The organism is Pedobacter heparinus, from assembly GCF_032678725.1.
GTDB lineage: Bacteria > Bacteroidota > Bacteroidia > Sphingobacteriales > Sphingobacteriaceae > Pedobacter > Pedobacter heparinus_A.
Map to the genome: position 1 here is coordinate 68,646 of NZ_JAVTSC010000018.1, position 15,481 is coordinate 84,126.

Annotated in this window: 9 protein-coding genes; 7 read left to right on the forward strand and 2 right to left on the reverse strand. The window is 45.7% G+C overall.

Translation table 11 applies throughout. The features are described from left to right. The first annotated feature begins 165 nt into the window (after window positions 1-165). Genes R2Q85_RS22335 through R2Q85_RS22355 form a run of 5 tightly spaced genes read left to right on the forward strand, consistent with a single transcriptional unit; the run spans window position 166 to window position 9,717 of the window. The gene (locus tag R2Q85_RS22335; protein WP_316814026.1) at window positions 166-3,576 is read left to right on the forward strand and encodes a SusC/RagA family TonB-linked outer membrane protein; all 3,411 of its coding nucleotides are present in this window, start codon (window positions 166-168) and stop codon (window positions 3,574-3,576) included. Window positions 3,577-3,593: 17 nt separating this feature from the next. Beyond that, window positions 3,594-5,030 (forward strand): SusD/RagB family nutrient-binding outer membrane lipoprotein, encoded by a 1,437-nt coding sequence (locus tag R2Q85_RS22340; RefSeq protein ID WP_316814027.1) that lies wholly within the window; start codon window positions 3,594-3,596, stop codon window positions 5,028-5,030. A 9-nt stretch (window positions 5,031-5,039) separates the two neighbouring features. After that, the gene (locus tag R2Q85_RS22345; protein WP_316814028.1) at window positions 5,040-6,326 is read left to right on the forward strand and encodes a DUF5689 domain-containing protein; all 1,287 of its coding nucleotides are present in this window, start codon (window positions 5,040-5,042) and stop codon (window positions 6,324-6,326) included. 18 nt (window positions 6,327-6,344) lie between these two features. After that, entirely contained in the window at window positions 6,345-7,664 is a 1,320-nt protein-coding gene (locus tag R2Q85_RS22350; protein ID WP_316814029.1) for an IPT/TIG domain-containing protein, read from the forward strand. Between the two features lie 10 nt (window positions 7,665-7,674). Continuing rightward, the gene (locus R2Q85_RS22355) at window positions 7,675-9,717 is read left to right on the forward strand and encodes a TIM barrel protein (RefSeq protein WP_316814030.1); all 2,043 of its coding nucleotides are present in this window, start codon (window positions 7,675-7,677) and stop codon (window positions 9,715-9,717) included. A gap of 9 nt (window positions 9,718-9,726) precedes the next feature. On the opposite strand, the gene R2Q85_RS22360 is transcribed toward R2Q85_RS22355, so the two are convergent. Further along, complete coding sequence (locus R2Q85_RS22360; RefSeq protein ID WP_316814031.1) at window positions 9,727-10,464, reverse strand: ThuA domain-containing protein; 738 nt, start codon at window positions 10,462-10,464, stop codon at window positions 9,727-9,729. 158 nt (window positions 10,465-10,622) lie between these two features. Here R2Q85_RS22360 and R2Q85_RS22365 point away from each other — a divergent pair, with 158 nt between their 5' ends. Then, entirely contained in the window at window positions 10,623-10,985 is a 363-nt protein-coding gene (locus R2Q85_RS22365) for a single-stranded DNA-binding protein (RefSeq protein WP_316814032.1), read from the forward strand. Here the strand turns inward: R2Q85_RS22365 and R2Q85_RS22370 are convergent, their stop codons facing one another. After that, entirely contained in the window at window positions 10,986-13,052 is a 2,067-nt protein-coding gene (locus R2Q85_RS22370; RefSeq protein WP_316814033.1) for a TonB-dependent receptor, read from the reverse strand. Window positions 13,053-13,203: 151 nt separating this feature from the next. Here R2Q85_RS22370 and R2Q85_RS22375 point away from each other — a divergent pair, with 151 nt between their 5' ends. Beyond that, window positions 13,204-15,423, forward strand: a complete 2,220-nt coding sequence (locus R2Q85_RS22375) for an NADP-dependent isocitrate dehydrogenase (RefSeq protein WP_316814034.1) — start codon at window positions 13,204-13,206, stop codon at window positions 15,421-15,423. The last annotated feature ends 58 nt before the right edge of the window (window positions 15,424-15,481 follow it).

The following is a 15,481-nucleotide window of genomic DNA, read 5'->3' on the forward strand; positions in this document are numbered from 1 at the left end:
ATAAGGCCAGAAGTGCTGGACACACTCCTGACCGATAGTCTGGAACCGCTTTAACAAAAACTCGAAGAACTCATTAATGGATTAACCAAACTATACCAAATGTATAAAACTTATACTAGAAATGTATGTAAACCCCCGGGCTACCCATACAAATTTTTACGGATTATGAAACTTAGCATTGCAATCTTATTTGTAGGAATGATGCAGGCCAGTGCTGCCTCTTTTGCTCAGAAGATTACCATAAGTAAGAAAAACACCACGTTACAGCCGGTTTTCAACGAAATTGGAAAACAAAGTGGTTACGACTTTTTCTATGATGCCAATACCTTGCGGGCCGCCAAACGCATCAATATTGAGGTGAAGGACGCCAGCATTGAGGAGGCTTTGAAGATCTGCCTGGAAGGACAGCCCCTGTATTATACGATTGAAAATAAAGTTGTGGTGATCAGGCGGAAAGAAAAAGACCTGGCAGACCGGATCTCTGACTTTTTTGCGGCCATCACGGTTAAAGGAAAAGTGCAGGATGAAAGCGGGCAGAGCCTGCCGGGTGCTTCCGTGCTGATCAAGGGGACGAAGATTTCTACCATAACCAATGGAAATGGGGAGTTTGAACTCAGAAATGTAAACCCGGATGCCATACTGGTATTCTCCTACACCGGATACATGAGTCAGGAGATCGCGCTGAACAACAGAGGCAGCATCAATGTAGTGCTTAAGGAAGACAATAAGGCTTTGAATGAAGTGGTGGTGACGGCTTTGGGTATAAAAAGGGAAGAGAAAGCATTGGGTTACGCCATTACCAGGGTAAAGGGCGAAGACCTGATGGATGCGGTGTCCAATAACTGGACCGAGGCACTTTCGGGTAAAGTAGCCGGCCTGAACATGATCAAATCCGGTGGTGGACCGGCGGGTTCGAATAAGATCATTTTACGGGGAGAGAGTTCTTTAAGCGGAGACAATTCGGCCCTGATCGTGATTGATGGGGTCATTGTAAGCTCAAAGATCACTGAGGGCAATGGTGCTTATTTAGGCACGGAATCGCCTGTGGATTTTGGAAACGGAATCAGCGACCTGAACCCTGAAGATATTGACAACATTACAGTTTTGAAAGGCCCTGGTGCTTCTGCATTGTATGGTTACAGGGGGGCAAACGGTGCGATCATCATCACCACCAAGTCTGGCAAGCCGATGCAAAAGGGCATGGGCATTTCCTTTAATTCCAATGCCACACTGGCTACCATCAACAGGTGGCCGGATTACCAGTATGAATTTGGGCAGGGGGCCGCTGGCCAGGATACCTGGTATTCTTATCTTGCATCTGAAGACGGGGCGAGCACCAGGAGTACGGGCGCTGCATGGGGGGTGAAGTTTGACGGACAGGAGTATTACCAGTATGATCCGGCTACCAATACCAAAGGAATGGAGCGTACACCATGGGTGCCTTATAAAAACAACAGAAAAGATTTTTTTGAGACAGCGGCAACATTTACCAATAGTTTATCTATCAGTGGGGGCAATGCCAAAACAAACGCGAGGCTTAATTTTACCAATTTAAAAAACACCTGGATTGTGCCCAACACAGGATATGACAGAAATACAATTGCGCTGTCGGTAAGCCAGAAGGTGAGTGATAAACTGACCATTGCTTCCAAGCTGAACTTTAACAACAAATACAGTAAAAATCTGCCTTCAACGGGCTATAATAACCAGACCATCATGTATTCGATGATTTCACTGGTGCCTAATACAGACATCAACTGGTATAGGAACTATTGGGTACCGGGATCGGAAGGGATTACCCAGGTGAGCCCTTTTAGCAGTAACGTAGATAATCCATACCTGCAGGCTTATGAAATGCTGAACGGTTCGAAAAGAAACCAGCTGGTGGGTAATGTTACGGCTACCTATGAATTTAGCAAAGCGCTGAGTTTAATGGTCCGCTCGTCTATGGACTGGTCTGGTGAGGCGCGTTCGCAGCAAAGGCCTAAGGATACCGAGCGTTTTAAAGACGGGATGTTCCGTACCCAGGATATCTTTTTCCAGGAAGTGAACAGTGATTTCCTGCTTTCTTATAAGCCGAAAATAAGGCCAGATTTTGATGCCAGTTTCTCTTTTGGCGGAAGTGCCATGAAAAACAATTATAAAATGGTTGAACTGCGGGCCGACCGTTTGAGGTATCCGCAGATCTTTACTTTTGCCAACAGCAAAGACCTGGTGATCCCGGTTACCCGGAGAACAGATTATGCAGTGAACAGTTTATATGGACTAGCCCAGTTTGGCTATAAAAACAAATTGTTCCTGGATTTTACCCTGAGAAATGACTGGAGCAGTTTGCTGGCAACGGCTACTTCAACGGAAAACATCTCGTTCATGTACCCTTCAGTGAATTTAAGTGCCATCCTCTCGGATATTTTCACTTTGCCATCCGCGGTATCCTATCTGAAAGTAAGGGGGTCGCTGGCAGAAGTAGGGGGCTCTGGCGTCATTCCTTATTTAACGGGATATGATTATAACCCCACAGAATTCCCATCAGGAGCGGCCAACCCGGTTTACATTGCCAATCCGAACCTAAGGCCGGAACGTTCCAAAACACTGGAGCTGGGCGCAGACCTGAAGTTTTTTAAGAGCCGGCTGAATATAGATTTTACCTATTACCGCAGTAACGTTACCGACCAGATCCTTCGTACACCCATAGACCGCGCATCGGGCTGGTCGAGCATCATTTTAAACTCTGGTCTGGTAAGAAATAAAGGGGTTGAACTGCAGGTAAACGGAACGCCGGTTAAAAAGAAATCTTTTAGCTGGAACATGTTCGGGACATTTGCGGCCAACAGGAATACGGTGGTTTCGCTGGCAGACAGCATCAGTACCTATATCATGCAAAGTGGGCCCCGTGGTACCATGGAAGCAAGGGTAGGTAAAAGAATGGGCGACCTGTATGGCCTGGGTTATGAGCGTGCCCCAGACGGGCAGATCGTGTACAATGCGCAGGGTTACCCGGTTTTAAGTCAGGAAACGATGTATTTAGGTAGGGCAACTCCAGATTTTACAGCCAGTTTTGGTAATGAGTTTAAGTACAGACAGTTCAGGTTTAAGTTCCTGATCGATGGTCAGTATGGTGCAGTGGCTTATTCTCATACGCATGTGGCCCTGGCTATAGCTGGTAAACTGGGAAAAACACTTCCGGGACGTTATAATGGTATTATTGGGGATGGTGTACAGCAAAATGCGGACGGAACTTATCGTCCGAATGACGTGATCGCTACCAATATTTCGGCTTATTATAACGAGCATTTTAAAGGGGATAATGTGGAGGCCAATGTGTTCAGTACCGATTTTATTAAGTTGAGAGAAGCCAGGATGGATTATATGCTGCCAGCGAAAATGTTGAAAAGACTGGGACTGCAAAGCGCTATGATCGGAGTTTATGGCCGCGATCTGTTCATGATCAGTGGCTGGCCTGCCTTTGATCCGGAATTTGGAACCCTGGGTGGCAGTGATATACAGCGCGGATTTGAGATTGGCCAGTTTCCTTCGACAAGGAGTTTTGGCCTCAATGTGGCATTTAGTTTTTAAGATTAGCACGAGGAAAAATGAAAAGAATTATAGCAATATTTCTGCTTACCACCGCATTGGTGTCTTGCACCAAGGATTTTAAAGAGATCAATACCAGCAAGAACGGGGTTAAAAACACTACTCCGGAAACTTTGTTTGCTACTGCGCTGCACGATGTAATTACCCGTAACCTGAACAGGGCTATGCGCTTAACGAACGAGCTGATGCAGGTCCACGTCACCAATTCGGATGCAGATGAGATCCACAGGTATGTGATCCGTCCGCTCGAATCTGATTACATGTGGAACAACTGGTACCTGCAGCTCACCAATTTTAAGGATATGTACAATGGTGCTGCTGTGATCAAAAGCAATAACTATATGGGGATTGCCCTCATCATGGATGTCTGGGTAAGTTCTTTAATTACTGATACTTATGGGGATGTGCCCTATTCACAGGCCAATCAGGGGAAGGACCAGGGCATATTGCAGCCTAAATTTGACAGCCAGCAAAGTATTTACGAAAGTATGTTCAAGAAGCTGGAAGAAGCCAATACCCGTTTAAAATCTGCGACGGTAATACCCGATGAGGAAAAAGGTTTGGAACCCCTGTTTAATGGGGATATGGTCAAATGGCGTAAATTTGGGAACAGTCTTTACCTGCGTTTGCTGATGCGTGCATCCAATAAGACCGAAGTAAATGCGGTAGCGAAGATCACGGAGATCGTAGACACCAAAAAAGCGGATTACCCTATTTTTGCCAGTAATGATGATTCGGCGATCCTGAAGTTTCAGAGTACGCCGCCACTGGTTTCGGAATTTTACAATTACCGGGACCTGGATTTTAACAGTGGCAGTGGCCTGAGTGAGTTCTTTATCAATAACCTGAACAACTGGGAAGATCCGCGCCTGGAAAAATGGGCCACGAAATATGAAAATTCTTACCAGGGCATCAGGAGTGGATATCCGGTAGGGCAGGTGCCGGCGGTTAAATCGAGGTATACTACGGCTTTAAAAAATGAGCCTTTGCTGGGCAATATCATGAATTATGCAGAACTGCAGTTCATCCTGGCCGAAGCCGCAGTAAGGGGTTTTGTGGCCGGATCTGCACAAACCTATTACGAGAATGGGGTGAAGGCTGCCATCACAATGTGGGGCTATACCGTTCCGGTTGATTATTTAACGGCTACTACTGCAAAATGGGACCCTTCGAACAATGCCTACCAGATGACCGAAAAGATACTGTTGCAAAAGTATTATGCTTTGTTCTTTACCGATTTTCAGCAGTGGTTTGAATACAGGCGAACTGGTTTTCCTATCCTGCCGAAGGGCGAGGGGCTGCAAAATGGAGGATTAATGCCGTCCAGGTTGAAATATCCGGTCAATGTACAATCGCTGAATGGTGCAAACTACAAAGAAGCAGTGGCCAATATGGGCGGGGATGACCTGAATGTTAAAGTCTGGTGGAACAAATAAATACACAGCATGAAAAGAATTAAATATCAAATATGGACAGTCGTTCTCGGATTAGGTATCCTGGCGGGCTGCGAAAAAGAAAATACGGCTTCGGGTGTGATCAGCCCGATAGTAGGGGTAGATTTTATCAGAAGTTTGTATAACGGTGATGATGTCGCACTAAAACCGGAAATCTTAATGGGTGCAAACCAGGTTGCTGGTATCGTCATTTCAGACGCTGCATCTTTAAATGTGGAGCCTGGCGAACTGGTGATCCAGAATGTCTCTAAAAATAAGCTGGCAGGGATTTCCCTGGATTTTGGATCAGCAGCCCTTGATACTTATGTACCTGGTGATTCTGTTAAAATTGAATTGAGTGGGGCAACGCTTACCCGGAAAAACGGCAGGCTGCTGATCAGCGGATTAAATGTTTCGGGGATCACCAGGGTTTCTGCGGGGAAGGAAACCGTGATACGTACCATTGCAGCCAGCGAACTGTTTTCTAATTTTCTGACTTATGAAAGCACACTGGTAAGGATCAATAATGCCGGTATCATGCCGGTTCCTGTTGCAGGTGATACCTTTGAGGGAGAGCGGCTGCTGGACGATGGTACTGGCGGAAGCATTTACCTGAGTACTCAGGCAACGGCCGTTTTTGCAAAGGAAAGCTTGCCGATGAATGCCACATTTGTTGGTATTCCGACGTATCATAATGCCAGTAAAAACACCAATATAGGGGCTAAGCAATTGCTTAAAATGAGGGCCGAAGCAGATGTGAGCAATGCAAGCGGAACGGCATATGCCAACTTCCCGGAAGATTTTGAAACGCCCCTGGCCGCTGCAAAATCTGCTTATGACATGCCTGCTACCGACAATAATGTTACGCTTAAATCGGGTAGCTGGAAACTGTATCAGAGTGTTTTTGGTGCGGTACGCAACAGTGACCGGTTTGATCCGAGTGGCAACCAGTGCATCAGGATGCAGAAAAACCTGAGTGTTCCGGCGTTATTGCAGATGAATTTCGATTTGCCTGATGGCGCCTCGAAGGTTACGCTGGCTTATGGTTCGTATGGAACCGAACCCTCCTCTACCTGGAGACTGGAGTATTCGCAGGATGGTGGTGCGACATGGACTGCTGCGGGCAGCGATATTGCTGATGCAGCTGCGGTGGCAAAAAGTGTCACTTTTAACTTAAATATTAAGGGGGCAGTGCGCTTCAGGGTCAATAAATTAGGACTTGGTGTTTCTAATGTTCCCTTTGTACTTAACGGCTTGCTGAATATAGATTCATTTACAGTGTATCAAAACCTGGATTAACATTTTAACTTGATGACGATGAGAATATTTTATATCGCTGCAGTTTTTGGACTGTTATTGACGGCTTGCAATAAAGAAGAACAGGCCATTCCCTTAAATCCGGTGATCAAATCGATCATACCTGCCCAGGGACCGGCAAAAACAATTGTTTCGGTGCGTGGGAAGCGTTTCAGTCCCAACCCTGAAGAGAACATTGTGAAATTTGCGGGCATCAATGCCAGGGTAGTGATGGCGACAGATACCTTATTGCAGGTAGAGGCGCCTGAAGATGGGGGTACGGGTAACTTAACGGTAAGTGTAAAAGGCAGGTTGTCTAAAGGGCCGGTATTCTCCTATGGTGAAATTGCCATCGAATACCTCAACAGTACATATGCTGGTGCGGCGGCAGGTGATGCCGTTGGAACCCTGGAGGAAGCCAGGTTCAGGAGCCCGGAAGGAGTAATTATGGACAGCAAAGGCAACCTTATTGTAGCCGACAGGGGAAATAACCGGATCAAGATGATCAGCCCTTCAGGACAGGTTTCTGTAGTGGCCGGTTCTGGCGTAGCAGGGAATATTGATGGTGCTGCTGATGTGGCCCAATTCCGGAACCCTTATAAGATCGGGATAGATAAGGATGATAACATCTATGTCGCAGACAATGGCAATCACCGGGTAAGAAAAATAGCCGCTGGTACAGGTTTAGTGACAACCATTGCGGGAAGTTCAGCAGGATTTTTAGATGGGGTAGGGACCGCCGCCCGTTTCAATGGCCCTATTGCCATTGCAACAGACCTGAATGGCAATGTATATGTGGCAGACAACAACAACCATGCGATCAGGAAAATAGCACCGAATGGGCTGGTAACAACGATAGGAGGTAACGGCACTACCGGTTATGGTGACGGGGTATGGCCAAATGTACGGTTTGCGAATCCTTCTGGTATTGCAGTTGATGCGGAGGGCAATATACTGGTGGCCGACAGGAAAAACAACAGGATCAGGAAAATAACAGTAAGTACGGGAGTTGTAACCACGGTTGCAGGTAACGGACTGAGCAAATCTGTTGACGGGAATGGATTGAAAGCATCTTTTGCTGAGCCTTTCGGGATAACTGTAGATGCTAAAGGGAATTTTTATATTGCCGATCTGACCAGTCATATGGTCAGGATCATGCGTTCAACCGGGGATGTGGTCAGCATTGGGGGCGACGGGACCGCTGGTTATTTGGACGGAGGTAAAACCGGCTCTAAATACAATCAACCTACTGATGCTGTTGCAGATGCAAATGGAATTATTTATGTTGCAGATCTTTCGAATGCCCGCATCCGGAAGATTACGCCAGGTAACCCGCTTTAATTTTTGATTTATGAAATTCAATATACATCAGCGCTATTTATGGATACTGCTCTTTTTTGCAGCTAACCTCCTCGCCGGCTCCTGTTTAGGGACTGGTATGATCGGCAACATACCGCCAAAGCGTTTAAAGATTGGCTATTCTATCGGCATCAATGCCATTACTGCAGAAAAAATGACAGCAGCCAAATCAGCAGGTGTGGATTATATAGAGGTTTCTATGGGCGCATTGCTGAACAAGGACCGAACGTTTAAGCTAACGGAGCAGGAAACACTGGAGAAAGTGAAGCAAGCCAGGAAAATTGCAGTGGCAGCGGGCATAACGATCTGGTCTGTGCATATGCCTTTTTCGAAGGACATCGATCTTTCGCTGACCGATGAAAAGGAACGCCGGATAGTGCTGGCGCTGCACCAGAAGGTGCTAAAATACTGTGAAATTCTGCAGCCGCATATTGTACTTTTCCATCCCAGTTTTTTTCTGGGCTTAAATGAGCGGGAGGCAAGGATTAAACAACTGGTTAAATCGGTAGAAAGTTTAAACGGTTCCGTAAAAAAAATCGGGGCAACGATGGTGGTGGAAAACATGCTGGGCTTTGATCTGCTTGCAGGTGCCGCACGGGAACGCCCTTTGTGCCGCTCGGTGGAAGAAACCACGCAGATCATGAAGCGTCTGCCAAAGGATGTGTACGCTGCCATAGATATGAACCACATCAAAAATCCTGAAAAACTGATCCTGGCCATGGGAAAACGGCTGCGGACGGTACACATTGCTGACGGTACCGGGAAACAGGAAAACCATTATTTTCCCTGTTCCGGACAAGGACAGAACAATTGGGTGGCCATACTTGCTGCCCTGAATGAAGTGGGCTATACAGGACCATTTCTATATGAAAGTGCGTATAAGGATGTGAAAGACATGCTGCCTTGTTATGAATCCTTATATCAGCAATTGCTGCAATCGAGGCGGACAGATTCTGTTTTACTGGCTAAAAATTTTCCCCTGCTGCAGGAACTGGAAGGGAATGCGACATTAAAGCGCAGTTTGCTTAACAATAAAATAGTTCAGCAAATAAAACTTGCACAGCAAAAAAGGGTGCAGCAGGCGCTGTCAGCATGTAAGCAGGTTTCCTGTTACACTACTGCAATGCTTTGGACAAAGCAGGAAGTGAGGCTGATTGGTGATGAGCTGAAGAAGCTGAAAGGGCTGGGAAAGGATACGCTTGCTTTGCGGAAGTCCTGGAACAGCAGTGCTGCAGGGATTAACCGGATTTTTGAGGTATACGTTTCCTCCAAACCGCCGAGATATGCAAAAATTGATTCCATCAGTTTTAAGCCTGGTGATACTGTTTTCAGCAAACAGGTATATGACTTGCTGAAAGCGGAAGCAGACCGGACGGGAACCCAGTCCTTGTTTTTTGAGCTGCCGCTTCATACCGCACTTGGGGTGCTGAAACTGAATGGCAGAGATGAGGCTGCCCGTTATGAACCGCTTAACGGAGGTTTGAACGGAGCTGCGTTTCAAAAAATTAAACATACCGATTGGTCGGCGTTTCCCTATAGTATGATCCTGGTTCCTGGCCTGGGGCCTGAAGAAGAGGGTGTAGCATTAGACCCAAATGGGGCTAAACGTTGTGAAGCCGCAGTGATCCGGTATAAAAAAGGCCTTGCCCCCTTTATTGTGGTTTCAGGCGGGCAGGTCCATCCTTTTAGGACACCTTTTAATGAAGCTGTGGAAATGAAGAAGTACCTGGTTGAAAAGCTGGGTATTCCGGAGGATGTGGTATTCATTGAGCCGCATGCCAGGCATACCACAACCAATATCCGTAATGCCAGTCGTATGGTTTACCGTTTTGGGATGCCCGCCGGTAAGCCCATACTGATCGTTACGGATACCAGTCAAAGTACATATATTACCGGAAAGATGGAAAAGACAGCCATCAGGGACCTGGGCTATGTGCCTTATAAAAAAATTAGTGTCATCAGCCCTGAGGACACCGGTTTTTACCCGGTGGAGCAGTCCCTGGAGCCAGACCCGATTGATCCGCTGGATCCTTAATGCTTAGGTTTACTCCATCTTTTTTACACCCATAGCGTATTGGATGCCACCCAAAAGGTGTTGTAAAAAAAGCGGGTCTGCATAAGATTCATCTACGTGGCCGAGTTCGGTATAAAAAGAGCGCCCTCCTTCAAAATCATGGTACCAGGCCATAGGATGAACGGGGGCGTTTTTGCCACCTTTATAACTGCTTTCGTCTATGGTGATGAGCACTTTTACATCCGGATTCAGGTCTTTAAAATTGTACCACTCATCTTTGCGTTTCCAAACTTCGGGCAAATGTCTGGTGGCAATGGTATTTCTGTTTACCACATTTAATATGGCTTCCTGCTGTGCAGGGTGATTGATGAAATAAGCGCCTGCCAGCTTGCCATACCATGGCCAGCCGTATTCGGTATCGGTAGCTGCATGTACGCCTACGTAACCTCCGCCAGCTTTAATGTATTGTTCAAAAGCGCTTTGCTGTTCATCGTTTAATACGTCGCCGGTGGTATTTAAAAAAACAACTGCGGCGTATTGTTTCAGGTTTTTTGGGGTAAACTTTTCTGCATCGATGGTACTGTCTACGTCAAATTTGTTTTCCAGGCCTAATTTCTGGATTGCAGCTACCCCTTTGGGTATGGAGGCATGGTGAAAACCGGAAGTTTTAGAAAATACGAGGATTCTTTTTTTCTTTGCCGAGGCCTGATCGACAAAAAATAACACCAAAAGGCCGGCAATAACAAGGAAATGATAAATTTTTGACATCGTTTAATTTTTGAAGCTAATGTAGTAATTATATGTATTAACCGTATATAAACGGATATATCCGTTTAACTTCCGGCTAATCGGGTGCTCCTTATTCATTTTTGTCGTATCGGTTTTGCGGTGAAACCGTTGTTTAGCAACTTATAAAACGTGTAAAAATGGAAAATGTAAAAAACAGTGTCAGGTTAACAGGATTTGCGGGTAATGATCCCGTAGTGCTCAATTTTGCCAACCAGAAAAGAATGGCGAGGGTAAGTATAGCCATTAATGAATTTTATAAGAACAGCGCTGGTGAACCCGTTAACCAGACCCAGTGGTTTAACCTGGTATTCTGGAATAAAAAAGCGGAGCTGGCAGAAAAATCTATTGTAAAAGGGACGCAGTTCAGCGTGGAAGGAAAACTGGTTACGCAGAGCTATACTGATAAAAAGGGTGAGCAGCGTTATACTATTGAAGTTAATGTGAATACCCTGCAACTGTTGGATAAAGAGGAGGACAAACTGTTTGTTGAGGTTAAATGATCAGATCCGGTTAAACCTGACAGCCAGACCTCCGTAAAAACTGCGTTTGGCGGCTGCATTGTAATAGCGGCCGCCAAACGCATTCAGGTCATTTCCCAGGCTGTATTTTTGGTTTAACAGGTTATCTGCACCAGCAAAAATTTCGACAGGGAAACGGTTAATCCGTAAATTTTTGCAGCCGATTTTTGCCTGCAGGATATGGTATTTTTTTGCGTAAGCGGTATTGGCATCATTTAGCGGGATCTGGGAAGTAAAGTTGTGCTGCAGGAAAAAATAAAGGTCTTTTGGCAATTGTACATCGGCACTGCTCAGCAGCATGGTTTTAGGTACCCCGGTAAGTTGATTACCGGAAAAATTGTCTGTTTTATCGATGTAGTTGTCAAATTTGAACTGGCTCAGGGTATAGGCGTTGCGGAACTGAAGGCCTCTGATAATTCCGGAAGTATGGACAGGGATTATCCAAAAGGAAAGGGTGCTTTCCAGGCCCCATTGTTTGGTGCCGCCGGCATTGATGAAATATTCAGCATCATTCTGGTCCAGTCGCCTTACAATGGCGCTTTTGAGGTGGTAATAGAAACCCGTGAGGTCTATAAACAGCCTGTTGTTTGTCGTCTGGTATCTTAAGCCGCTTTCGTAATTCCAGCCATATTCGGGTTGAAGGTCTACATTGATCACATTGTTGGAAGCCCTTATTTCTGCCAGGCTTGGAGGGGAATAGCCCTTGCTTATTGAAGCCCGGGCCGAGAATTGCTGGTCAATGAGATAAGAGAGTGCCGCCCTTGGCATAAATTGTACCTCAAAACTGTTCTTTCTTTGGGCAATGGCTACCGGTGCCAGACTTTCATAAGCGTATTTATACAAATTGGCACTTGCGGAAAGTTCGAACAGCCACTTGTTCATGAGGTCGATACCCAGGTGTCCGAAGGCGAAATTAGAACCGGCTTTTAGTTTATCGGAATACTGAAGCGCAGTTGTCTGCCCGAAATTGTTATCGTAATTGCTGATGTCAGATCTGGTTTGCATGCTTTCTACACCCAGATCAACTTTCCAGTTTACACCGGTCTGTTTTTTTTCGTATTCTACATAAGATCGCAGACCAAGTGTAAACTCTTTGCGTTTTTCATAATTGCTGATGAATGGATTTTTAAAGTCGGTATAGGAAGAAAATACAGAAATGACATGTTTAAGCCGCGTTGCGATCTGCCAGTTATGGGAAAGTCCGCCATATAAGGTTTTGCTGTAAATACCTGCCTGCTGTTCTATCGCACTTTTTGATGGCCCTGCAGCCGGTCTGGATAGCTTCGGGTTTTGCAGATACTGGACCTCGGTTAAGCCACCGGGTGTATTGTAATGAAGGTCTGAATAAAATATTAAGGCCTTTAACGCAGCATTTCTGGTATAGTCCCATTGCTGCAGGGTTTGAACATATTTGCGGTCCATTGCACTGTGGTCGCGGTAGCCATCACTGCGCTGCCAGGCTTGGGTGATGTTCAGACTGTATTTATTAAATCGCTGGTTTAAGGCCAGGTTTTCGTGAAAAGTACCATAAGATCCGCCTTCCAGTTTTAAAGCAAGCGCTGTACTGTCTGTCAGGGCAGTTTGGGGCTGGATGTGGATTACACCGCCTGAATTGGCGCCAAATATACTGCTGTGCGGCCCTTTTAATACCTGTAGCCCAAAGGTGCCGGATACATCCAGGGCATTCAGGTAACTGTTGCCGCCTGCATCGGTTAAGGGGAAATCGTCTAAGTAGATCTTCACATTTCTAATGCCGAAGGGCGACCGCAATAAGCTGCCGCGGATGGAAAGGCGGTAACTGCCTGGGGAGCGTTCTTCCATACGCACACCTGGGATGGTGTTTACTGCAGAAACGAAGGATCCAGCCGGTTGTCTGTCCAGTACAGTCTGGTCTATTATTCCTATTGATCCGGTTGACCGGATTAAGGGTTGAACCGAAAAATAAGGGCGGATCTCCACCTCCTTAAGCTTTTTTGTGCTGTCTGGTTTGATCTGAGCAATACCCGAAAAACAAAGTGCTGTTAAACAGCCGGTAAAAAATGTTTTCATCTGAAACAAAGCTAAAATTTAAGTGCTACATTTCATATCCCCCTTTAAACTTTCATCTGTTTATCCTATCTTTAGGCGATTTTAGTCAAAGGCCGGTTTATCATAACCCTCAGCTTTTATTTTTCATTCATATAATCGTATTTATAAAAATATGTCAGACACATCGAAAATTATCTATACCAAAACAGACGAAGCGCCAATGCTGGCAACCTATTCATTTTTACCAATTGTACAGGCATTTACAGCCTCGGCTGGTATTGATGTAGAAAGCAGGGATATTTCTTTAGCGGGAAGAATTTTAGCAAACTTTCCGGAACTTTTAAAAGAAGACCAGAAAGTTGGAGATGCGTTGACAGAGCTCGGACAGCTGGCAACTACTCCGGAAGCTAATATCATTAAATTGCCAAATATTTCTGCTTCTATTCCACAATTGGTAGGTGCGATCACCGAATTACAGTCACAAGGCTTTGCCATTCCTGATTATCCGGACAACGCACAGACTGAGGAAGAGAAAGCGATCAAATTAAGGTACGCAAAAGTGTTAGGCTCGGCAGTTAACCCGGTTTTGCGTGAAGGTAATTCAGATCGCAGGGCGCCTAAAGCAGTAAAGAACTATGCAAAGGCAAATCCTCATTCCATGGGTGCCTGGGCTGCAGATTCTAAAACAAAGGTGGCCAGTATGACTGAAGGTGATTTTTATGGATCGGAAAAATCGGTTACGGTGGCTGATGCGACCCAGTTTAAAATTGAGTTTGTTGGAACTGATGGGGCAGTTGCTGAGTTGAAAGGATTGGCCCCGCTTAAAGCTGGTGAGGTGATTGACAGTTCGGCATTGAGCTTGTCGGCCTTAAAAGCCTTTGTTGCCAAAACCATCGATGAAGCTAAAGCCGCAGGTGTATTGCTTTCGGCGCATTTAAAAGCAACGATGATGAAGGTATCTGATCCCATCATTTTTGGCGCTATTGTTGAAGTTTACTTTGCTGATGTTTTTACCAGATATGCAGCGCTCTTTAAGGAGTTGAATGTAGATACCCGCAATGGTTTAGGTGATGTATACGCTAAAATTGCCGGGAATGCCAAAGAAGCTGAAGTGAAAGCTGCCATTGATGCGGCCATAGCTAACGGGCCTGCATTGGCGATGGTAAACTCTGATAAAGGAATTACCAATCTGCATGTGCCTTCTGATGTGATCGTTGATGCATCGATGCCGGCAATGATCCGTACTTCTGGTCAGATGTGGAACAAGGACAATAAGCAGCAGGATACCATTGCCATGATTCCGGACCGTTGTTATGCTGGTGTTTATACGGCTACGATAGACGATTGCAAAGCGCATGGAGCTTTTGATGTCACTACCATTGGCTCGGTGCCAAATGTTGGTTTGATGGCGCAAAAAGCAGAGGAATATGGTTCTCATGATAAAACCTTCCAGGCAACGGCAGCAGGCACAATCCGCGTAACTGATGCAGATGGTAAAGTTTTCTTTGATCAGAAAGTTGAAAAAGGTGATATTTTCCGGATGTGCCAGACCAAAGACGCGCCGATTCAGGACTGGGTTAAACTTGCAGTAAACAGGTCCCGCTTATCGGCTACGCCGGCAATATTCTGGCTGGATGAAAACAGGGCACACGACAGGGAGATCATTGCGAAAGTGAAAAAATATCTGGCAGATCATGATACCTCAGGCTTAGATATCCGCATTTTATCGCCTGTTGAAGCTACTAAATTTACTTTAGAACGGCTCCGTAAAGGAGAAGATACCATTTCGGTTACCGGTAATGTTTTACGTGACTACTTAACCGATTTGTTCCCGATCCTGGAACTTGGAACCTCAGCCAAAATGTTGTCTATTGTTCCTTTGATGAATGGTGGCGGTTTGTTTGAAACCGGAGCCGGTGGTTCTGCACCAAAACACATTGAGCAGTTTATCCAGGAAGGTTACCTGCGTTGGGATTCACTGGGCGAGTTCCTCGCCCTGGCCGTTTCTTTAGAACATTTGGGACAAACGCAAAACAATGCCAAAGCATTGGTGCTGGCTGAAACTTTGGATGTGGCTACGGAAAAATTCCTGGCCAATGACAAATCACCTGCGCGTAAGGTTGGACAGCTAGACAACAGGGGTTCTCATTTTTACCTGACTTTATACTGGGCTGAGGCTTTGGCTGCACAGTCAAAAGATGCTGCATTGCAGGCCAGGTTTGCGCCTTTGGCAAAAACACTGGCCCTGAACGAAGGTAAGATAAACGAAGAATTGATCGCTGCACAGGGTAAGCCACAAAATATCGGTGGTTATTACAATCCTGACGATGAACTGGCATCAGCAGCAATGCGCCCAAGCGAAACTTTAAATATTGCGCTGGCAAGTTTATAAGATAAATAACTTTTATATATAGAAGGGGCTGATTATCATTATGATACAGCCCCTTTTA